The sequence below is a fragment of the Rhizobium sullae genome, from assembly GCF_900169785.1.
In the GTDB taxonomy this organism is placed as follows: Bacteria; Pseudomonadota; Alphaproteobacteria; order Rhizobiales; family Rhizobiaceae; genus Rhizobium; species Rhizobium sullae.
In genome coordinates, this window is sequence record NZ_FWER01000011.1 from 116,497 (window position 1) to 136,045 (window position 19,549).

Consider the following 19,549-nt stretch of genomic DNA (forward strand, 5'->3'; position numbering starts at 1 on the left):
GATTGGCAGAAGTCTGCTCGATACTGATCATCGACGACAACATCGACGACCGCGAGGTCTACCGGCGCATGCTGGACCGCGTGCCGGGCACCGCCTACGCCGTATCCGAGGCCGAAACCGGAGACGAGGGCCTCGTGCTGATCAGGGGAAAACGGCCGCACTGCATCCTACTCGATTACTCTCTGCCCGGCCGCGACGGCCTCGGCATTCTTGCGGAGATCCTCAAGCTCTATCCATCCGCCAATGTCATCATGCTGACGGGCCAGGGCAACGAGACGGTTGCCGTCGAAGTGATGAAGAGCGGCGCGCGGGATTATCTGACCAAGGATGCGCTGTCGCCGGAAGCGCTGCACCGCTGCATCCAGAATGCCATCATGCATGGCGCGCTGGAAACCAAGCTGGAGCAGAAGCGCCAATCTCTCGAAATCTTCACGCGTGCGATGGCGCACGATCTCAAAGAACCGCTGAGAACCATCAAGTCCTTCAGCAAGATCCTGCACGGTTCCTCTTCACTGCCAGCCGAGGATCGCGAGCTTCTCGACTACGTGCTGAGCGCCGCCGACCACATGGAGGACCTGATCGTCAAGGTTTCGGGTTTTACCAAGCTCGAAGTTGCCGCCGACCTCGAGCTGAAGCCCGTCGCGCTCGCTTCGGTGCTCGATCAGGTGGAGGATAATCTCCATCGGCAGATCGAAAGCGGTCAGGCAGCGATCATTCGCGGGGACCTGCCGGAAGTAATGGGCGATGCGACGTTGCTGATCCAGCTTCTGCAGAACCTCGTCTCGAATTCCATCCGTTATTGCGAGAACCGCACGCCGGAGATCAGGATCGCCGCGACGGCAAACAGCGGCATTTGCCGTCTTTCCGTCAGCGACAACGGTCCCGGCATCGATCCCCAGCATTGCGAGCTGATTTTCCAGCCGTTCAAACGACTCGTCGGCCGCGGCATCGAAGGAACCGGCCTCGGCTTGGCCATCTGCCGTCGCATAGCGCAGCTGCACGGCGGCGCGATCTGGTGCGAGGCGTGTGGCGGCGAAGGCGCGACCTTCATCCTCGAAGTGCCCCTTGCCCTGGCAGCCGCCGCAGCACCCATGGCAATGCCTGCCGCTCAAAGCGTCCGGCCGTACGAACATGCGACGGAGGCGACTCGCAGGCTTGCTGAAGTATTGCTCGTCGAAGACAGCCCAGCCGACATACAGCTTCTGAAACTGAAGCTCATGCGCCGCGAGAAGGTCAGCTTCAATCTTCACGTCGCGGCGAACGGCCGCGAGGCGATGCGGCTGCTCGAACAGCGTGCCGCAATACCGGATCAGCCGCCGGTGGACCTGATGCTGCTCGACATCAACATGCCGCTCATGGACGGCTTCGAGGTCCTGAGTGCGCTTGCAGCTGACGGACGGCTCCGCGGCATTCCGGTCTGCATCCTCAGCACATCAAGCGACGAAGGCGATATTCAAAGAGCGAAGGAGCTCGGCGCGCTCGCTTATATGGTGAAGCCGCCAACCCTGCAGCAACTGGAACAGATGCTGGAGGACGTTGGTACGTTGAAACTGCAACCGCTCGGCGATTCGCTCGTTCTGTGTGTAGAACAATCAAGGCAATCTTCTACGGCACTGGCATGACTTTCATATCGGCTCTCGTTCTGGCATTGCTCGCTACTCCTATCCAATCCGGACTGCTCTCAATGGTTTCTGGCATACATCACGTGACGGCGATTACCCGCAAAGTGCAGGCGAACGTCGACTTCTACGCAGGCTTCCTCGGCCTGCGGCTTGTCAAACGGACGGCCGGATTCGAAGACGCGACGCAGTTGCATCTCTTCTATGGCGACGCTGCCGGCACACCCGGTTCGCTTCTCACTTTCCTCGCGTGGGAAGACGGTTCACCAGGACGCGCGGGCTTCGGGCAGATCAGCGAGATCGCCCTTGCCATCGACCCTACGAGCATCGGCTACTGGCTGACGCGGGCCATGAGTTTCGGCCTGCGCATGGAGGGGCCGGGAGACGAGTTCGGCGAGACGGTGCTGCGTCTCAAGGATCCCGACAACATCATCCTGAAGCTCACCGGCAACAAGGAACTGAAGAGCGGCGCGCCCTGGCGTGGCGGTCCGGTGCCGATCGAGCACGCCGTGCAGCGCATCCGCGGCGCGACCATGCTGACGGAAGTGCCTGAGGAAAGCCGCAGCTTCCTCGAAAGACACTTCGGCTATCGCTTCCAGGTGAGCAAGGGCGCGATCGATCGTCTCGTCTCGCAATCGGGCGACGTCATCGATGTCCGCAATGCCCGCGGCTTCTGGTCCGGTGCGCCGGGAACAGGCACGGTCGATCACGTGGCTTTCCGCGCCACCGACGATGCCCAGTTGTCGACAGTTCACGAAGCGCTCCGGGAGACGAACTTCTCGGCAACCAGCATGCATGACCGCAAATATTTCCGCTCGCTCTATGCCCGCGAGCCTGGCGGCACGCTGGCCGAACTTGCAACGGACAAGCCCGGCATGACCGTCGATGAACAGGCCGAAACCCTCGGCTCCATGCTCTTCGTGCCGCCGAAGGATCCAATCACCAATCTCGAGGACCTGAAGGTGGTCCTGCCGCAGTTCTCCATGCCCGGCGAGCCCCGCGTGAACTATCGCGACCTGCCCTTCGTCCACCGCTTCTACACACCACCGGATCCGGACGGCAGCGTGTTCGTGCTGCTTCACGGATCGGGGGGCAACGAGACGACGCTGATGCCGCTGCTGCATAAGGTGTCGCCGCGCGCCACACTGCTCGGCGTGCGCGGCCGCGCAACGGAAGAAGGCTTCCCGCGCTGGTACAAGCGCATAACGCCGTTCGCCTTCGATCAGGACGACATCAAGAACGAGGCGGAAGCCTTCGCCGCCTTTATCGACAGCGCCGTCAAATCCTACGGCCTCGATCCGAGGAAGATCGTCTATGTCGGCTATTCCAACGGCGCCAATCTGCTGAACTCGCTACTCTACCTGCATCCGAGCCTCGTGCACCGCGCCGTGCTGCTCCGCTCCATGCCGGTCCTGACGGACTATCCGCGTGCCGACCTTACGGGCACGGATCTGCTCGTCATCAGCGGCAAGACCGACGCCTATGGCCGGTATGCCAACGAGCTTCAGACACGGCTGAAAACCGCCGGCGCGACCGTCGATTCGGACGTCATCTCCGGCGGCCATGACCTCGGCGATGCCGATGTGCCGATCATCCAGAAGTGGCTTTTGCAGAAAACCCGCCAAGCCAGCGCCCCGCAATAACGCCCTGGAAAGCCTTCCGAAGCGTGATGATTTCTTGGAATGGACTTCCTCCAACGAGTTTAGTGCAGATGTATTTCCAACCATTATCTTTGCCAGAAGGACTTTTCTGCTCACCTCTTGTCGGCATCACTCAATTCGATGATCTCTGCATTTACCTCAATGAAAACGAAACATTCCATCGCTCTGTAATAAAATATTATTTGAATAATTTTAAAGAAAAATACGATACATCCATAAAATAAAAAATAACAAGACACAGGTAAATTTCCTAAAGGCTATACACTCGATCACTAAATACAATAGCCATCAAATATTATTACATGTTTCTTCGTTGGAGTTTCTAACTCTCGTCAAACGACACGTCTTCGTCAACAAATTACCTCATTTCTTCTATTTTTACCGTATCTGTTCTATTTTGCTGCAGCGCAAAAAATCCTTGCCGAACCTTGATGTGCGGCCTATCTTCACCCGGACATCGATCGCAGAAGGGGAAATAAATGCCTCCTCGGCCTGTTGACATCAGCCTGATCATCTCTTCGAGAAATCGGGCCTATGGCCTATTGAACTGCCTGGATGCCATCGTCGCCGCCGCGCGGCAGGCAGGCCATTTGCACCTTGAACTCGTCTTCGTGGACAATGGGTCGACCGACGACACCTCGGACGTCTTCCGCAAATGGGCGGCCTTGGCGCCGATCGATACCAATCTCATCTACGAAACGCTGCCCGGCCTCGCCAATGCCCGCAATAGCGGGATTGCTGCCGCCGCCGGCCGTCTCCTTGCCTTCACAGATGATGATTGCGAAGTGTTCCCCGAGTACTTCACGACCATTGATGCCGCCTTCGCCGATGATACCGAGATCGTCATGCGCGGAGGGCGGGTCGAGCTCGGTGATGCGCGCGATCTTCCGGTCACCATCAAGACCGAACGCGAGCCCGCCGCATTGACCAGCGAGCTTCATGCCGGCGGTTTCATCCACGGCTGCAACATGGCCTTCCCGAAGGCGCTTTGCGAAGCGATTGGCCTCTTCGATCCGCGCTTCGGCGCCGGATCGCCCTTCCGCTCGGGGGAGGATACGGATTACATTCACCGCGCCTTCAACGCCGGCATCCGTGTCGAATATTCCCCCGATGTCGTCGTCAAGCACTTCCATGGCCGCCGCAAGATCGAGGACATTCACCGCCTGCACGCGGGCTATGCCTTCGGTAATGGCGCGCTCTATGCGAAATACATGTTCGACCGGCGCTCCAACATGCGCGGCATGCTGCGCTGGGATATCCGCCAGGCAATCAAGGAAGCAATCAGCGGTCGCAGGATGAGCGACGAGATGGGGCTAACCTATCGCCGCCAGCTTCGCGACAATATCACCGGCATGCTCGCCTATTGGCGGAGCGCCAAGGCGAAACGCGCGACATCAGCGATCCGCAGCTGATCCGTCATCGCCGCAATGCCCTCGATTGCGCACCACATTCGATTGGAGCCTGAATGGCAGATAATGCAGTTGCGCATGCCGACCTGAAGAAGAAGACGGCGCTCTCCGTCCTCTGGTCGGTGGTCCGCGTCGCGTGGAGCACCGTCGCAACCTTTGTCATCTTCGTCATCCTTGCCCGCATCCTCGGGCCTGCTGATTTCGGAACCTTCGCGCTCGCAAGCCTTTTCGTCGAGATTGGCCGTGTGCTCGCCTATGCCGGGCTTGGCGATGCGATTACCCGGCAGCTCGATCTCGACGAGGAACTCGCCGATACCTGCTTCTGGGCAACGGTCGCCTTCAGCGCCGTCGTCGCCTCCCTCGTCTTCGTCTTCGCGCCCTATTACGGCCAGCTCGTCCGCGATCCTTCGGTGGCGGGCATCCTGCAATGGCTGGCGCCGCTGCTGCCCCTCTCGTCGCTTGCAGTTGTTCACAATGCGCGGCTGGCACGCGATTTCGGCCACAAGAGCCTTGCGGCGCAGAGCATCGCTGCGAGCCTGCTCTCCGGCATCACCGCCGTCGTCTGCGCCTGGCTCGGCTGGGGCATCTGGGCGCTGGTGGCGCAGACTGCGGTCACTGCCGCCGTCACCGTCGTCCTCGGCTGGGTGTCCTACCCGTGGATGCCGCGCCTGCGCTTCAATCTCGAGAAGTTCCGTTCAGTCTTCCTCTTCAGCGTCAGCCTCGTGGTCACGCAGCTCATGTGGATGCTGCTTGCCCGCGTGCAGGATATCTTCATTTCCCGCTGGTACGGCGCCGTTGAAGTCGGCCGTTACCGCATCGCTTGGCGGCTGATTGAACTAATCGGCCAGGCCGTCCTTGCGCCCATCGGCAGCGTTTCGCTCGTCACGCTGTCGCGCCTGCAGAACGATCGCACCGCCTTTCGCAATGCCTACAACAAGATCGTCGGTGCGGCCGCTCTCGGCACGATCCCGCTGCTCTTCGGTTTCGGCGCGCTGTCGAACGACATGATCGCCCTGCTCTTCGGCGACAAATGGGGCAATGCCGGCGATATCGCCACCGTGCTGGTGCTGATGTCCGTGCCGTTTGTGACGAACTTCTTCGCATCCTCGGCGCTTTCCGCGGCCAACCGTGCGGAATCGATCCTCTCGGTGGCCGCCCTCCAGCTTGTGGCGACGCTGATCCTCACTTGGCTACTGATCCCCTACGGCATCCTCGCGGTTGCGGCAGGCTATGTGCTGCGGGCCTGGCTGACGATGCCTTACCAGCAATATGTGCTGAGCAAGTATGCCGGGATCGATGCAGCCGGCACATTCAAGGCGGTCGCCCTTCCCTTCTGTGGCAGCGCGGTTATGGCTGTCTGCGTCTGGTTCGCCCATCCCTACATCGCCGAACATCTGCAAAGCCGCTGGATAGCTCTCGGCGCCAGCATCGGGCTCGGCGCAATCGTCTATCTGGCTTTTCTGCCGATCTTCGGCAGAAAGGCCATCCGTCCCTATATCGCACTCGGCAAGTCGCTGCTGCCGTTCGGCAAACGCGCCGAGGCCTAGCTTCGCAGCTGGGCCAGTAAACAGGAGCCTTTCATGCAGGAAACCAACATTACGATCATCAACCGCCTTCAAGGACTGATCGCCAACAACCTCTCCGATCTCGTCGATCCGGCGGAGCGCTTCGCGCTGCTCGATTTTCCCAACCACTACAATATCGGCGACAGCGCTATCTGGCTCGGCGAGCTTGCCTATTTCGACCGCCGCAAGACGCGGCCGGCTTATGTGACCGAGATTCCGACCTATGACGAGGAGCGGATGCTCGCGACGATTGGCAGTGGCCGTATCTTCCTGCACGGCGGCGGCAATTTCGGCGACATATGGGCCGGCTACCGTCAGTTCCGGGAAGGCATGCTGACGAAATTCAAGGGCCGACCGATCATCCAGATGCCGCAGACGATCCATTTCAAGGAACAGGCCAATATCGACAGCACGGCCCGCGCCATCGAGCAGCACGGCAACTTCACCCTCCTGGTGCGCGACAAGAAGAGCCTGGAATTCGCGCGCCGCTGGTTCCAGTGCGACACGCGCCTTTGCCCGGATATGGCCTTCTGCATCGGCCCTGTCGCGCGCCCGGCACCGCAGCACGAGCTGCTGCTCAATCTCCGCGAAGATCAGGAAGTCGGGACACCGCAGGATCTCACCGCTGCCACGGGACGTCCCGGCACCGTCAAATCCGACTGGCCGGATGAGCCCGCGGATTTCCAGCGGCAGACCAAGCATACCGCGATCCTGAAGGGCCTGCTTTCCGGCAAGATCGGCGGGCGTGCCCGCATGACGGAGCTTGCCTATCGCGAGCGCGCACAGCAGCGTTTCGATCGCGGCGTGGCGCTGCTCGGCTCGGCCCGCCAGGTCATCACCGACCGCATGCACGGCCACATCATGTGCGTATTGATCGGCGCCGATCATTGCGTGCTGGACAACAGCTACGGCAAGACGAGCAGCTTTATCGAAGCTTGGGGCACCTGCAATACGGAAAAGGCAACGCTTGCCGCCACCGTCGACGAGGCGCTTGCCATCCTCGATGCCCGGCGTGTAAGGCCTGCCGCGGTCGCCTGATCTAACCTCGCCGGGCGATCATGATCCCGGCGAGCACCACTGCGCCGCCGATCGCCTGCATTGGACCGATCGCTTCGCTCAGCAATATCCACGCAAGGATCGCCGCGACGACCGGCTGGAGCAGCAGCGTCAGCGAGGAGAAGGCGGCTGGCAGATAGGCGAGCGCATAAGCGATCGCTACTTGCCCGCCGGCATGGCTGACGAAGGCGAGGCCGAAAACCATCGCCCAGCCATAAGCGGTGGCCGGCAAGATCTGATCCTCGAAGGCCAAAGCCAGCGGAAAGATGGTAACCGCGGCAGACGCCGTGCTCCAGAGCATGATTCGGATGGTATCGAACCGGCTTCTAAGCCTGCCGATCGCAAGGATATAGACGGCGTAGAACAACGCCGCGACGGTCGCGATACCATCACCCGCCAGATCCCCGTTCCCAAAGGCCGAAGGCCCGCCCTTCAGAATGACGACGCCGGCCAATGCCAGCGCCAGACCGATAACGAAGAGCCGCGTCACGACCGCGCGGAAGAACAGGAAGCCGATAATCGTGACGAAGACGGGCGCAAGGTTCGCCAGCAGCGTCGCATTGGCGACCGACGTCATGGTGATCGAGAGATGCCAGGCAGCAAGATCCAGGGCGAGGATTACGCCCGGCAGGACCAGCAGCCCATAATCCGAAAGCTTTTCCGGTTTCGGTCCGGCATCCTTGCCCTTGATCAACGAGAATAGGACGATCGGTATCAGGGCGAGCGCAACGCGCCAGAACGCGGTCGCCATCGGCCCGACTTCCGACAGCCGCACGAAGATCGGCGAGCCGCCGATCGCCGCCCCGCCAAGGATCAGTGCCGCGAGGGCAAGGCGATTGGAAGGTGCTGTTTCGACGGTTGCGGAAGCGGCTTGCGACATGATCTCGATGCTTTCTGCGCCGCGTCCAGTGAAAGCGGCGATCGGCAGCGAATTACCCGATGAAAGCAACCGAAGATAGCGCAGGAGCGACAATTGCGGACAAAAGTGACTGATGTCCGGCTGCGTCAGCCGGAAATCGCCGTTGCGAATTCCGGCTTGCCGCGGATCGTATTGCTCACCGTGCAGATCTCTTCCGCCGCATGAGCGATCTTCTGCCGCGTCCCCTCGTCGATATCGCCCTTGATGCCGAAGGCGATATTGAACTTCTTGACGCGCGAAGGCCCTTCCGTCGCCTTCTCGCCCGTCACATCCGCCGTCAATTCGGTGATCTTGTCTAGCACGCCCATCTGGCTTGCGGCGATGCGCGCGCTCAGCACCAGGCAAGCGGAAAGCGAGGAATAGAGCAGGTCCAGCGGGTTGAAACCCGGCTGCGACGGGCTTGTGACGATATCTAGCTCACCCTTCGTCACCGAGGTGACATGCGGAAAGCCGGTGCGCCCGAGAACGGCGGTGGCGCCAGTCGGTCTTGGTTTTGCCTTGAGGTCGGCCATGCCGCGAAACTCCGTTGATCGTGGGATCTCAAATTAGTGAGTTTGCCGGTGGCCCGCAACGAATCCGCTTTCCGCAAATCCGGAGACGCGCGGGCGTGAATCCTGTATCAGGCGAACCATGAAGAAAAAACAGATCGCGATCATCGGCGGCGGGCCGGCGGGCCTGATGGCGGCCGAGGTGCTTTCGGCATCCGGCCACGCCGTCACCGTCTACGACGCCATGCCCACGGTGGCGCGCAAATTCCTGCTCGCTGGAAAGTCCGGCCTCAATATCACTCATTCGGAAGATTACGCGCGCTTCGTCACCCGCTTCGGCAAGGCGTCCGACCGGTTGCGGACCGCCTTGGACGGCTTCACACCCGACGATGTCCGCGCGTGGGCGGAGGAACTGGGCACCGAGACCTTCACCGGTTCGTCCGGCCGCGTCTTCCCGAAGGTCATGAAGGCCTCGCCGCTGCTGCGCGCCTGGATCGCACGTCTTGAGGCGCAGGGCGTCGAAATCCTGACGCGCCACCGCTGGACCGGTTTCGAGGCGGATGGTTACGCGTTCGAGACGCCGAAAGGCGGTTTCGTCGTCCACCCTGATGCCGCCTTGCTGGCCCTTGGCGGCGCCAGCTGGCCGCGCCTCGGCTCGAATGCCGCCTGGGCGCCCTGGCTCCGGGAAAAGGGCGTGAGCATCGCGCCGTTCCGCCCCGCCAATTGCGGCTTCGACGTCGATTGGAGCGAAACCTTCCGCGAGCGTTTCGCTGGCGAGCCGCTCAAATCCGTCACCGCCACCTCGCCCGCCGGCACCTTTCCCGGCGAGTTCGTCATCACCCGCCACGGCATCGAAGGCAGCCTCGTCTACGCCCATTCCGCAGCACTGCGCGACGCTCTCGAAACCCGCAAACTCGCATCTCTCATCATCGACCTCGCACCCGGCCGAAGCACTGAGCGCCTGGCAAAAGACCTCGCCCGGCAGGATAGGAAAGCCAGCCGCTCCAACCGCCTGCGAAAAGGCGCCGGCCTCGACGGTGTCAAGACCGCCTTGCTACGCGAACTCGCAAACGAAACCGACCTTCAGGACGCTTCGAGGCTCGCAAACCTCATCAAATCCCTACCGATCCCACTCACCCGCCCCCGCCCCCTCTCCGAGGCCATATCCTCCGCCGGCGGCATCGAATGGAGCGCGCTTGACGACAGCTACATGCTAGCAGTCAACCCCGGCCTCTTCGCTGCTGGGGAAATGCTCGACTGGGAGGCGCCAACGGGTGGGTATTTGCTGACGGCGTGCTTGGCGACGGGGAAGGCTGCTGCGCATAGCATCATTAATTGGCTCAGGGCGAAAAGCTGAGACCAGACGAGTGTGCAATCTTTCCTTTTGCATCAGGGAGCCGAGCAATGATCCGTTCGTTCAAAGATGCCAAGACCGAGGCAGTAGCCAGCGGTAAGGCTCCCAAGGGCTTTCCGGCTGACCTTGTATGGCCCGCTGTTCGGAAGCTCATGGTGATCGACGGCACACGTGATGAGGAGAACCACGAAGAGATATGCGAGGATGCCGGTGATGTCGGCCCTGAGTCTAACGCTTGGTTGAGCTCGGCTTGAGAGGACGTCACGTGGATCATGATGCCCCATTTTTCGAATGTGTTTGACCTCCCAATGCAGAGAGCTAAGCACCATCCGCGCTTCAATTTGAGAGCTTTATTGATCTTTTTCAAATAGTTAGGTTGCATTGTGAGGCGGATCGAAGGAGTACCGGGGATCATCGCGCGTGCCGTACATTGGATGGTTGTCAGATGAAGTTGCAACAAAACATTCCGGGTCGGCGTTTTAGGTTTACCTAAAGTAATCTACGGTGACCAATGCCCTACAGGCGGTACGGTTTAGAGGAGAACCCTGACGGCACGTGGCGTGTCATAGACTACCGCGAAGGAAAGGCTGCGGAAACGAACGGAGCGGTTCTCGATCGGTTACCTCACGATACCGCTAGCAACCTTGAGTTTATCCTTAACGCCCAAGAGAAGGGGATGAAGAAGCGGAACAGGAAGATGAGAGCCAGGTTTGCGCCACAGCACCCAAAGGCACACCTCATGGCAACCGAGCGGTATAGCCGTCACAAGAACCTGAACGTCTACTGGACGGTAGTCGACGCGATAACCGGACAGCCGGTCGTTATCGATGGGATTGTCATGGACATGCTGTCCGAAGAGGAGGCCGACGAGTTGGTCGAGCGGCTGAACCGTGATGAGAATGAAGAGGGACCCTTCAAGCGGCCCTAAGGTTGTCTCAACATACTGGGCGAACAAGAAAGAGCCGCCAACGCTATCGACCGCTTCCTCACTGCTGGCAACGCATCGCCGACGAGCGGCGCCTTACGAGTAGACCCTTTGTTCTTCAGAAGGCGGTGCGGATGAAATACGAGGTCGACGTGGGGGTTCTCGTGGTCCAGCTTTACATCGGCCACGAGCAGCCCCGCTATCTCGGCTAGACGGCACCCAGTCCCTTCCAGCAAACGCCATATCCGCTGGAGGCGTCGCTAGCGTGCGTTAGCACTCGCACACGCTCCTGCTCAGCTACTCCTGGGAGAATGGGTTGCGCATCTTCTGCAAGCTGCTCCGTCCTCACTTCCAGCTTGTTGAATGGGTTCGTTACGCCCGGCAGCGGAAGTTCCTCGATTGCATAGTTGACGACGGCCCTAATGTCACTCAGGTACCGGTGGACGGGCTCCGGCTTCATTCCAAGCTCGCTGATCATGTGATCGCGTACTTCGCGGGCGTCGGCACGGGTCAGTTTGGATAGGAATGGGTCGTGTCCAAGCGCGGTTCTGATTATGCCCTACTACTACGATCGACACGCTGGGTCTTCTTGTCCCCATCCTGCGTACCCTCGACCTTCTCTTTCAGCTAGAACTTGCGTGCATCTTCCAGAGTAGCCTCAGGGGGCGTTGCGGCTGCCCGTACGGGGTGAGCGGAACTGACGCGACAGACCTCCGCGCTTTGGCGCTCGGGGCAACCTCAGCCAGGTCTTCGCCGGCCAGATCGTCGGCATCAAACAGGTCGACGACCGGATTTGGCCCGCAAGCTTTATCGAATATGATGTCGGATATTTCGACGACGAGACGTGCAGACTCGAACCCACTTCCCAACCCCTTCAGGCCAAAAGTGTTACCCATGTCTCAAGAATAATCCGTAACCTATGTGTGCGGTATGGACCGATGGGAAATGGTGCCCAGAGCCGGAATCGAACCAGCGACACGCGGATTTTCAATCCGCTGCTCTACCAACTGAGCTATCTGGGCATCCGTGCTTCGCAGGCCATTCTTCGCTGAAAGAAGAGCGGGGCCTTGGTTCACCCCGGAAGCGAGCGGGGTTATAGCATCTTGTCCGGCCATGGCAAGCATCAAATGACAGTTTTTCGGCGACTGGGGATATTTTGCGGATTTGCGAGCAAATTGAAGGGGTTCGCTGTGGATTTTCCCCTACTCTTCGTCGTCGTAGTCCGCCTTCTTCTCGTCCTCGGTGACCGGAATGGCATAGGCGCCGGTCAGCCAGCGGGAGAGATCAACCTCGCGGCAGCGGTTGGAGCAGAAGGGGTAATGGTCGCGGTGCGAGGGCTTGCCGCATTCCGGGCAGGGGCGCGCCTTGCGCAGCGGTGCAACATTGGCGGCTGGTTTGTTCTCTTCCGACATAACTGTCTCCTCTGGGCTCAGCCCTCGGGCCACCGGCTATGCACGTCGAAGCCTTCGCCGGTCAGCAACAGGATGGTTTCATAAAGCGGCAGGCCGACGACATTGGTGTAAGAGCCCACCATTTTCTGCACGAAGCTGCCGGCCAGGCCCTGGATGCCATAGGCACCCGCCTTGCCGCGCCACTGCCCGGAGGCAAGATAGTTCTCGATCTCGAAAGCGGAAAGGCGTTTGAAGCGCACCTTCGTCTCGGCAACCTTCTGGCGGACCTTACGGTCGGGCGTTACCAGGCAGACGCCGGTATAGACCCAGTGGCTGCGGCCGGAGAGCAAATGTAGCGAGGCAGAGGCCTCGTCGGCGAACTCGGCCTTGCCAAGAATGCGGCGGCCGACGGCAACCACCGTGTCGGCGGCAAGAATATAGCTGCCCTTCCAGGCCATATCGCCCTTGATCGCGGCAAGGGCGGCTTCCGCCTTTTCCGTCGACAGGCGCCGGGCGAGCGAGCGCGGATGCTCGGATTTCCTCGGCGTCTCGTCAATATCCATCGGCAGCAGGCGCGAGGGCTCGATGCCTGCCTGGTTGAGCAGGTCGACACGGCGCGGCGAGCCGGAAGCCAGAATGAGCTTGTATGTGAGCGCCATGGACCCTCGACCGGAAACGGAAGCCCTTCAGGCTTCCGGGCCAAGCCTATTTGAAACGATAGGTGATGCGGCCCTTCGTGAGATCGTAAGGCGTCATTTCCACAAGAACCTTGTCGCCGGCGAGCACCCGGATGCGGTTCTTGCGCATGCGGCCTGCCGTGTGGGCGATGATTTCGTGCTCGTTTTCGAGCTTCACGCGAAAGGTCGCGTTCGGCAGAAGTTCGGTCACAATACCCGGGAATTCGAGGACTTCTTCTTTAGGCATATAAAGGTTTTCTTCCTGTCGGTTGAGATGGCGGCATTGGCCGCCTCAAAATTTGCGCGGAAACTACACAATCAGGGGTCATTTGTGAACCTCGTTGATCGGGCTTTCTTCCTTTTGTTTCACGCCGATTGCGCGGCGATGCCATTTCTCCTGACGAGCCGGGTTTCGATGAGCTGTTCAAGGTGGTCGCGCACCTCACGGTAGGCATCCAGAATCTGCTCGCGAGTCCCGGTTGCGACCGTCGGATCCATCGTCGGCCAGTAGACGACATCGACGGCGCTTGCCCGCGTCAGCTCCAGTGCGGCGTGATGGGCTGGCGGCGAGAGCGTGATGATGAGATCGAAGTAATCGTCCTCGAGTTCGTCAAGCGTCTGTGGCTGGCGACGCCCAAGCGAAAGGCCGATTTCCTCGAGCACGACGTCGACAAACGGATCGCGCTCGCCGGCGCGAACGCCTGCGGAACGTATATAGGTATTCCTGGGCAGGATGCTACGGGCGATCGCTTCGGCGATCGGCGAGCGGATAGCGTTCAACCCGCACATGAAGAGAATCGCGCCGGGCGCCTTTCCTACTGCCGTGGTCGGAGCCGGCGCCATCGCGATCATCCGCGCCAATAAAGCACGCAGACCAGCGTGAAGATGCGGCGTGCCGTGTCGAAATCGACCTCGATCTTGCCGGCAAGCCGGTCTTTCAGCGTCTGCGAGCCCTCGTTGTGAATGCCGCGCCGTCCCATGTCGATCGCCTCGATGCGGCTAGGCGAGGCGGAGCGGATCGCCTCGTAATAGCTCTCGCAGATCATGAAATAGTCCTTCACGATCCGGCGGAAGGGCGTCAGCGACAGGATATGGGTCGCAACATCCCGTCCGTCTTCCGTGGTGATCGCAAAGACGAGCTTGGAGTCGACCAGTGAAATCTTCAGCCGGTAGGGTCCACCGCTATGGCCAACTGGCTCGAAGCTGTTTTCCTCGATGAGATCGAAGATTGCAACGGCCCGCTCATGCTCTACATCGGGCGTCGAACGGCCGATCGTATCGTCAAGGACGATATCAGAAAGCCGGAAGTCGCCCTTCGCCATGCCTCACCTTTCGAGATTGAGGCGGATCGCGACCGATCGCGCATGGGCATCGAGGCCTTCGGAAACCGCAAGCGCGATCGCCGCCGGACCGAGGTCGCGCAGCTGCTGCGGGCCGAGCCTAAGGATCGAGGTGCGCTTGACGAAATCGAGCACGGAAAGGCCGGAGGAGAAGCGGGCAGAGCGCGCCGTCGGCAAGACGTGGTTCGAGCCTCCGACGTAATCGCCGATCACTTCCGGCGTATGGGCGCCGATGAAGATCGCGCCGGCATTGCGGATTCCGTCGAGCAGCACATCCGGATCAGCCACGGCAAGCTCCAGATGCTCGGCGGCGATGCGGTTGGCGAGTGGGATGGCGTCCTTCAGGTCCTTCACCAAGATCACCGCACCGAAATCCCGCCAGCTGCGGGCGGCGGTTTCCGCGCGGTTCAAGGTCTTCAACTGGCGCTCCACCGCGGCTTCGACGGCCTTGCCGAATTCGGCGTTGTCGGTGACGAGGATCGCTTGCGCGCTGGCGTCATGTTCGGCCTGAGCCAGAAGATCGGCCGCGATCCAGTCCGGATTGTTGTCCTTGTCGGCGATCACCAGTACTTCGGACGGACCGGCGATCATGTCGATGCCGACCGTGCCGAAGACGTGCCGCTTGGCGGCTGCAACATAGGCGTTGCCCGGGCCGGTGATCTTTGCGACCGGCGCGATCGTCTCCGTGCCGTAGGCAAGCGCGGCGATAGCCTGCGCGCCGCCGACACGATAGATTTCCGAAACGCCGGCAAGCTTGGCCGCGGCGAGCACCGCCTGATTGACCGTGCCGCCGGTAGCAGGGACCGCGATGACGATGCGTTCGACGCCGGCAACCTTTGCCGGCACCGCATTCATTAGCACCGAACTCGGATAGCTTGCCGTGCCCCCCGGCACGTAGAGGCCGACCGCCTCGATCGCCGTCCAGCGCGAGCCAAGCTCGACGCCCATAGCATCCTCGTAGATATCGTCCTTCGGCAGCTGGCGGCGGTGATGCGATTCGATGCGGACGGCCGCAACCTTCAGCGCGCCCAGCACTTCGGCAGGCACGGCTTCCACTGCGGCATCGATTTCTGCTTCGCTCACACGCATCGGCACATTGGCAAAATCGATGCTGTCGAATTTCTTCGAGTATTCGGCAAGCGCTGCGTCGCCGCGGGCGCGCACGTCGTCGATGATGGCGCGAACCACCACATTCACGTCTTCCGAAACCTCACGCTTGGTTGTCAGAAATGCGGCAAAGCGCTGCTCGAAACCGTCCGATGCCTGATCCAGCCAGATTGCCAACGCAGATATTCCTTCTCAATTCGACACGGGAAGTCTTCAGGCGCCGGGGTGGCGCGGCTTGGAGGTGGTTTCCCACGCTCCACCGATATCCGCAAGCAGCACTTCGATGCATTCGACGTCGAGGAGGATCTCGGCTGTGCCGGCAAGCGTCAGCTCGATCGTCCCCTCCGGCCCCTCGCCTTTCTGCTCGAAGCCGATGGACAGCAGCGACAGCACCTCGTCGCGCCGCTTGCGGTCGATCCCGGCGGAGCGGACGGCCAGAACCCGCTTGAGGACCAATGCCGCCCGATGGCGCTCGAAGCCCTTGCCTTTATTGAGGGCATCTTCCCAGACAAAGCGGTTGGCGGCTATTGAAAACTGCCCGCTGCGCGGCGACCATGTCATGTCGCCGACCTTGAAGACGCTGTCCTGCATATGGGCGGAGACCACCGCGAGGTCTTCACTATCGAGCGCAAGAAGCTTCAGATCTGTCATGCAGGCAAAACCCCTAGGTCTATCGCGCACCGCCGGGATGGCGATGCGTCAGACAAGGGAAATAGGATGCTACGGCGGAATGCGCAACCAGGATTAAGGGCGTAGAGACGCCCCTTCCCTATTCGCTGACGCGCTCGACGATCGCGCCGCAACGGGTGAGCTTTTCTTCCAGCCGCTCGAAGCCGCGATCGAGGTGATAGACGCGCGAGACCATCGTCTCGCCTTCGGCGGCAAGACCGGCGATTACCAGCGAGACGGAGGCGCGAAGATCGGTGGCCATCACCGGTGCGCCCTTCAGCCGCGGCACGCCCTCGATCTTCGCCGTCTGTCCGGAAAGCGAGATCTTCGCGCCGAGGCGGGCAAGCTCCTGCACATGCATGAAGCGGTTTTCGAAGATGGTCTCCGTCACGTGTGAAATACCGGAGGAGCGTGTCATGAGCGCCATGAACTGCGCCTGCAGGTCCGTCGGGAAACCTGGGAAGGGATCGGTCACGATATCGACCGGCCTGATACCCGCGCCGTTGCGCCTGACGCGCACGCCGTTGTTGGTCGACGAAATTTCCGCGCCGGCGCGGCGGAGTGTCTCGAAAGCCGTTTCAAGCAGAGCCGCATCGGTGTTTTCCAGAACGACGTCGCCGCCCGTCATGGCAACGGCCATGGCGTAGGTGCCGGTCTCGATGCGGTCCGGCAGAACGCGATGGCGCGCGCCGGAAAGCGACTGCACACCTTCGATGGTGATCGTCGAGGTGCCGTGGCCGGATATTTTCGCGCCCATGGCGTTCAGGCAGTTGGCGAGGTCCACAACTTCCGGTTCGCGGGCGGCATTGCCGATGACCGTGGTGCCGCGGGCAAGGGTCGCAGCCATCATCATCACATGGGTCGCGCCGACGGAAACCTTCGGGAAGGTATAGCGCGTGCCGATCAGGCCGCCGTTCGGCGCCGTCGCGTTGATATAGCCGCTGTCGATTTCGAGGTTTGCTCCGAGCGCCGCAAGCCCTTCGAGGAAAAGGTCCACCGGACGCGTGCCGATGGCGCAACCGCCAGGCAGAGACACGCGGCAGTGGCCTTCGCGCGCCAGAAGCGGTCCGATGACCCAGAAGGAAGCGCGCATCTTCGAGACCAGCTCATAGGACGCGGTCGTATCGACGATGGTGCGGCAAGTGAAATGGATCGTGCGCGCATAGGAGTCTTCCTGGCGCTCGCGGCGGCCATTGACAGCAACGTCGACGCCATGATTGCCGAGAATGCGCATCAGCAGTTCGACATCAGCCAAATGCGGCACGTTTTCGAGCGTCAGCGTATCGCTGGTCAAAAGCGAGGCGATCATCAGCGGCAGGGCGGCATTCTTGGCGCCGGAAATCGGAATGATGCCATTGAGCTCATTACCGCCGACAATTCTGATACGATCCATATGGACTTACGGGCTGTGCCCGCCTTTCTGAAAGTTCTGCCTTTAAAAGGGATGGGGGTCTTTAGACGAATTCCGGGCACGCTTCAATTCGCCGTGGACCGAACATTATGATTCGTCCATTTTTGCGGCAGGAAGGCCATTCGTCTCGTCTGCTTGCCCCGAACGGCGCGCGCGCGTCTGCTGTTTGCGGCGGGCGAGATTTTCACGGAGCTTTTCGGCAGCGCGCTCGCGGCGCCGTTTCGCCTGCTCTTCGATCACGGCCTTGCGGCCCTTTGTGGCATTTTCCGTCTTGTCGTCCATGTTTGATGTTTAGCGGATTCCGCCTCCCGCAAAAAGGGCCGTCGCCTTAATACATGCGAAGTTGGAATTTGCGGCTTGCGCTTGTCAAGAAGCTGTGGCAATAGGCCCCCCGTTCACGCATCGCAGCCGTCCGGCTCATGCGTCCTGGTCCTGCTGCCGTAGCTCAGTGGTAGAGCACACCCTTGGTAAGGGTGAGGTCGGTGGTTCAATCCCACTCGGCAGCACCAGTTTTTCAGAACAAAATCAATAGCCTGACCGTGCCCATCTGATCACAGCGCTGCATGAAGCGGCACAAAAGCGCAGAACAGAACGCGAATCGTACGGGAAATCCGTGCAGCTTGTTCCCCGGGCATTCTCAAATCACGACATCATTCTTCGTAAGCGCCAAGCCGAGGCCGTCCAGGGGTGTAATTCCAGGCCGGGATGCAGTGGCGCGGGAGTCCCGCGATGCTTCGCTCACATGCCCCTCAAACGCATCGATCCCTGATATACGTTTGATGTACGCCTCCTAGACCACGGTGTGATTACGCCTCCATTGCGAATGGAGATAATGAATCACATCAGGAACGGAACAGTCAGGAGGAGCCGACCATGAGTATGGACAATACCTCATACCCCGGTGGACCGGAACCCGACGGCCGGCGGCATGGGGCGATCATGGACGTATATGAGGCAGTCACAAGCCGACGGGCGGTGCGCGGATTCAAGGACGAGCCTGTGAAGAGGGAGGTGCTTGAGCGTGTGCTGTCCGCCGCAGCTTGGTCGCCGTCAGGATCGAACATCCAGCCGTGGAACACCTACGTGATGACCGGCGCACCGCTGGCAGAGCTCAAGACATCCGCCGTCGAGCGCGTGGCTCATGGCGACCCCTGGGACAAGCGGCAGTACGAGATGTATCCGCCCGTGCTGAAGTCCCCCTACGGGGAGCGCCGGTCCGCCTTCGGCAAGGAGCGCTACAGCGCGCTCGGCATTGCGCGCGAGGACTGGGAGGCGCGCCAGCGGGCAGCAATCGCCAACTGGAACTGTTTCGGCGCGCCCGCCGCCCTGTTCTGCTACATCGACCGTGACCTGGGCCTACCCCAATGGGCCGACGTCGGCATGTATCTGCAGACCGTCATGCTGCTGCTCCGCGCAGAAGGTCTCCACAGTTGCACGCAGATGGCGTGGTCGCAGGTTCGCGAGACGGTCGCGGAGGCCCTGTCGCCTCCGGACGGACTCATCCTCTTCTGCGGCATGTCGATCGGGTACGAGGATCCGACGGTAAGTTACGTCCGTACAGGCCGCGCCCCGCTCGACGAGACGGTCACGTTCGTCGGCGATTAGTGACTTGCGATCAAAGGACAAGAGCCCCCGTCTATGTTCCTGCGTATGATACGTCCTCATCATGCCAGATATTGGAGAACGCCATGACCACGCATAAAGTAGGCTATCTCATTGGCAGCCTTTCCAAAGAATCGATCAACCGCAAGCTCGCCAAGGCATTGGTACGGTTCGCCCCGCCGGAACTTGAAATGTCGGAGATATCCTTCAAAGACCTGCCGCTCTACAGCTACGATTATGACGCCGACTACCCTCCGGCTGGCAAGGCATTCAAGGCGGCAATCGCGGCCGTCGACGCCGTGCTGTTCGTCACGCCCGAATACAATCGATCCATACCCGGCGGGCTGAAAAACGCA

At 60.7% G+C, this 19,549-nt stretch carries 22 protein-coding genes and 2 tRNA genes; 11 read left to right on the forward strand and 13 right to left on the reverse strand.

What is annotated here, in order from left to right; genetic code table 11:
- The first annotated feature begins 2 nt into the window (after positions 1–2).
- From BN1800_RS12020 to BN1800_RS12040, 5 genes are all read left to right on the forward strand, one after another.
- Complete coding sequence (locus tag BN1800_RS12020) at positions 3–1,622, forward strand: response regulator (RefSeq protein WP_027509840.1); 1,620 nt, start codon at positions 3–5, stop codon at positions 1,620–1,622.
- A 62-nt stretch (positions 1,623–1,684) separates the two neighbouring features.
- A complete protein-coding gene (locus BN1800_RS12025) occupies positions 1,685–3,262 on the forward strand; it encodes a VOC family protein (protein WP_086997758.1) in 1,578 nt (525 codons plus the stop codon).
- 497 nt (positions 3,263–3,759) lie between these two features.
- Positions 3,760–4,692 (forward strand): glycosyltransferase family 2 protein, encoded by a 933-nt coding sequence (locus BN1800_RS12030; RefSeq protein WP_086997737.1) that lies wholly within the window; start codon positions 3,760–3,762, stop codon positions 4,690–4,692.
- Between the two features lie 53 nt (positions 4,693–4,745).
- Positions 4,746–6,236, forward strand: coding sequence for a lipopolysaccharide biosynthesis protein (locus BN1800_RS12035; RefSeq protein ID WP_027509837.1), 1,491 nt, complete (start codon positions 4,746–4,748; stop codon positions 6,234–6,236).
- A 33-nt stretch (positions 6,237–6,269) separates the two neighbouring features.
- On the forward strand, positions 6,270–7,292 hold the full coding sequence (locus tag BN1800_RS12040) for a polysaccharide pyruvyl transferase family protein (protein ID WP_037141843.1): 1,023 nt from the start codon (positions 6,270–6,272) through the stop codon (positions 7,290–7,292).
- Between the two features lies 1 nt (position 7,293).
- On the opposite strand, the gene BN1800_RS12045 is transcribed toward BN1800_RS12040, so the two are convergent.
- Positions 7,294–8,190 carry a DMT family transporter gene (locus tag BN1800_RS12045; protein ID WP_086997762.1) on the reverse strand — a complete coding sequence of 299 codons (897 nt, stop codon included), beginning with the start codon at positions 8,188–8,190 and terminating at the stop codon, positions 7,294–7,296.
- A gap of 125 nt (positions 8,191–8,315) precedes the next feature.
- Positions 8,316–8,741: an OsmC family protein gene (locus BN1800_RS12050; RefSeq protein WP_086997740.1), complete on the reverse strand. Its 426-nt coding sequence runs from the start codon at positions 8,739–8,741 to the stop codon at positions 8,316–8,318.
- Positions 8,742–8,859: 118 nt separating this feature from the next.
- On the opposite strand from BN1800_RS12050, the gene BN1800_RS12055 reads away from it, so the two are divergent.
- The 3 genes from BN1800_RS12055 (at position 8,860) to BN1800_RS43625 (ending at position 10,999) form a co-directional block, all read left to right on the forward strand.
- Complete coding sequence (locus BN1800_RS12055) at positions 8,860–10,074, forward strand: TIGR03862 family flavoprotein (RefSeq protein WP_086997742.1); 1,215 nt, start codon at positions 8,860–8,862, stop codon at positions 10,072–10,074.
- Between the two features lie 47 nt (positions 10,075–10,121).
- Positions 10,122–10,325 carry a hypothetical protein gene (locus BN1800_RS43620; protein WP_342210301.1) on the forward strand — a complete coding sequence of 68 codons (204 nt, stop codon included), beginning with the start codon at positions 10,122–10,124 and terminating at the stop codon, positions 10,323–10,325.
- Positions 10,326–10,582: 257 nt separating this feature from the next.
- Positions 10,583–10,999: a hypothetical protein gene (locus tag BN1800_RS43625; protein WP_342210302.1), complete on the forward strand. Its 417-nt coding sequence runs from the start codon at positions 10,583–10,585 to the stop codon at positions 10,997–10,999.
- Between the two features lie 205 nt (positions 11,000–11,204).
- Here the strand turns inward: BN1800_RS43625 and BN1800_RS12070 are convergent, their stop codons facing one another.
- The 11 genes from BN1800_RS12070 to BN1800_RS12125 form a co-directional block, all read right to left on the reverse strand.
- Complete coding sequence (locus tag BN1800_RS12070) at positions 11,205–11,474, reverse strand: hypothetical protein (RefSeq protein WP_086997745.1); 270 nt, start codon at positions 11,472–11,474, stop codon at positions 11,205–11,207.
- Positions 11,475–11,942: 468 nt separating this feature from the next.
- Positions 11,943–12,018: transfer RNA gene (locus BN1800_RS12080), tRNA-Phe, on the reverse strand.
- A 180-nt stretch (positions 12,019–12,198) separates the two neighbouring features.
- Positions 12,199–12,408, reverse strand: a complete 210-nt coding sequence (gene yacG, locus BN1800_RS12085; protein WP_027509830.1) for a DNA gyrase inhibitor YacG — start codon at positions 12,406–12,408, stop codon at positions 12,199–12,201.
- Positions 12,409–12,425: 17 nt separating this feature from the next.
- The gene (locus tag BN1800_RS12090) at positions 12,426–13,046 is read right to left on the reverse strand and encodes a Maf-like protein (protein WP_027509829.1); all 621 of its coding nucleotides are present in this window, start codon (positions 13,044–13,046) and stop codon (positions 12,426–12,428) included.
- A 46-nt stretch (positions 13,047–13,092) separates the two neighbouring features.
- Positions 13,093–13,311, reverse strand: a complete 219-nt coding sequence (infA, locus tag BN1800_RS12095) for a translation initiation factor IF-1 (RefSeq protein WP_003545338.1) — start codon at positions 13,309–13,311, stop codon at positions 13,093–13,095.
- A gap of 119 nt (positions 13,312–13,430) precedes the next feature.
- Positions 13,431–13,907, reverse strand: a complete 477-nt coding sequence (locus BN1800_RS12100; RefSeq protein WP_027509828.1) for an arsenate-mycothiol transferase ArsC — start codon at positions 13,905–13,907, stop codon at positions 13,431–13,433.
- A 5-nt stretch (positions 13,908–13,912) separates the two neighbouring features.
- The gene (locus BN1800_RS12105; protein ID WP_027509827.1) at positions 13,913–14,386 is read right to left on the reverse strand and encodes a UPF0262 family protein; all 474 of its coding nucleotides are present in this window, start codon (positions 14,384–14,386) and stop codon (positions 13,913–13,915) included.
- Positions 14,387–14,389: 3 nt separating this feature from the next.
- Positions 14,390–15,688, reverse strand: coding sequence for a histidinol dehydrogenase (gene hisD / locus BN1800_RS12110; RefSeq protein WP_027509826.1), 1,299 nt, complete (start codon positions 15,686–15,688; stop codon positions 14,390–14,392).
- A gap of 36 nt (positions 15,689–15,724) precedes the next feature.
- On the reverse strand, positions 15,725–16,162 hold the full coding sequence (locus BN1800_RS12115) for a DUF2948 family protein (RefSeq protein WP_027509825.1): 438 nt from the start codon (positions 16,160–16,162) through the stop codon (positions 15,725–15,727).
- A 118-nt stretch (positions 16,163–16,280) separates the two neighbouring features.
- Complete coding sequence (gene murA, locus BN1800_RS12120) at positions 16,281–17,573, reverse strand: UDP-N-acetylglucosamine 1-carboxyvinyltransferase (RefSeq protein WP_027509824.1); 1,293 nt, start codon at positions 17,571–17,573, stop codon at positions 16,281–16,283.
- 105 nt (positions 17,574–17,678) lie between these two features.
- Positions 17,679–17,873 (reverse strand): hypothetical protein, encoded by a 195-nt coding sequence (locus tag BN1800_RS12125; protein ID WP_027509823.1) that lies wholly within the window; start codon positions 17,871–17,873, stop codon positions 17,679–17,681.
- Positions 17,874–18,025: 152 nt separating this feature from the next.
- Between BN1800_RS12125 and BN1800_RS12130 the strand changes: the two genes are divergently transcribed.
- The 3 genes from BN1800_RS12130 to BN1800_RS12140 form a co-directional block, all read left to right on the forward strand.
- Positions 18,026–18,100, forward strand: a tRNA-Thr gene (locus BN1800_RS12130).
- Between the two features lie 430 nt (positions 18,101–18,530).
- On the forward strand, positions 18,531–19,196 hold the full coding sequence (locus BN1800_RS12135; RefSeq protein WP_086997769.1) for a nitroreductase: 666 nt from the start codon (positions 18,531–18,533) through the stop codon (positions 19,194–19,196).
- Between the two features lie 83 nt (positions 19,197–19,279).
- A partial coding sequence (locus BN1800_RS12140) for an NADPH-dependent FMN reductase (protein WP_143533955.1) occupies positions 19,280–19,549 on the forward strand: 270 nt, incomplete at its 3' end.

Excerpts from the sequence above, each read along its gene's own strand:
- BN1800_RS12025 (WP_086997758.1), top strand. The coding sequence starts at position 1,685 with ATGGTTTCTGGCATACATCACGTGACGGCGATTACCCGCAAAGTGCAG.
- BN1800_RS12030 (WP_086997737.1), top strand. The coding sequence starts at position 3,760 with ATGCCTCCTCGGCCTGTTGACATCAGCCTGATCATCTCTTCGAGAAAT.
- BN1800_RS12035 (WP_027509837.1), top strand. The coding sequence starts at position 4,746 with ATGGCAGATAATGCAGTTGCGCATGCCGACCTGAAGAAGAAGACGGCG.
- BN1800_RS12040 (WP_037141843.1), top strand. The coding sequence starts at position 6,270 with ATGCAGGAAACCAACATTACGATCATCAACCGCCTTCAAGGACTGATC.
- BN1800_RS12045 (WP_086997762.1), bottom strand. The coding sequence starts at position 8,190 with ATGTCGCAAGCCGCTTCCGCAACCGTCGAAACAGCACCTTCCAATCGC.
- BN1800_RS12050 (WP_086997740.1), bottom strand. The coding sequence starts at position 8,741 with ATGGCCGACCTCAAGGCAAAACCAAGACCGACTGGCGCCACCGCCGTT.
- BN1800_RS12055 (WP_086997742.1), top strand. The coding sequence starts at position 8,860 with ATGAAGAAAAAACAGATCGCGATCATCGGCGGCGGGCCGGCGGGCCTG.
- BN1800_RS43620 (WP_342210301.1), top strand. The coding sequence starts at position 10,122 with ATGATCCGTTCGTTCAAAGATGCCAAGACCGAGGCAGTAGCCAGCGGT.
- BN1800_RS43625 (WP_342210302.1), top strand. The coding sequence starts at position 10,583 with ATGCCCTACAGGCGGTACGGTTTAGAGGAGAACCCTGACGGCACGTGG.
- BN1800_RS12070 (WP_086997745.1), bottom strand. The coding sequence starts at position 11,474 with ATGATCAGCGAGCTTGGAATGAAGCCGGAGCCCGTCCACCGGTACCTG.
- yacG (WP_027509830.1), bottom strand. The coding sequence starts at position 12,408 with ATGTCGGAAGAGAACAAACCAGCCGCCAATGTTGCACCGCTGCGCAAG.
- BN1800_RS12090 (WP_027509829.1), bottom strand. The coding sequence starts at position 13,046 with ATGGCGCTCACATACAAGCTCATTCTGGCTTCCGGCTCGCCGCGCCGT.
- infA (WP_003545338.1), bottom strand. The coding sequence starts at position 13,311 with ATGCCTAAAGAAGAAGTCCTCGAATTCCCGGGTATTGTGACCGAACTT.
- BN1800_RS12100 (WP_027509828.1), bottom strand. The coding sequence starts at position 13,907 with ATGGCGCCGGCTCCGACCACGGCAGTAGGAAAGGCGCCCGGCGCGATT.
- BN1800_RS12105 (WP_027509827.1), bottom strand. The coding sequence starts at position 14,386 with ATGGCGAAGGGCGACTTCCGGCTTTCTGATATCGTCCTTGACGATACG.
- BN1800_RS12115 (WP_027509825.1), bottom strand. The coding sequence starts at position 16,162 with ATGACAGATCTGAAGCTTCTTGCGCTCGATAGTGAAGACCTCGCGGTG.
- murA (WP_027509824.1), bottom strand. The coding sequence starts at position 17,573 with ATGGATCGTATCAGAATTGTCGGCGGTAATGAGCTCAATGGCATCATT.
- BN1800_RS12125 (WP_027509823.1), bottom strand. The coding sequence starts at position 17,873 with ATGGACGACAAGACGGAAAATGCCACAAAGGGCCGCAAGGCCGTGATC.
- BN1800_RS12135 (WP_086997769.1), top strand. The coding sequence starts at position 18,531 with ATGGACGTATATGAGGCAGTCACAAGCCGACGGGCGGTGCGCGGATTC.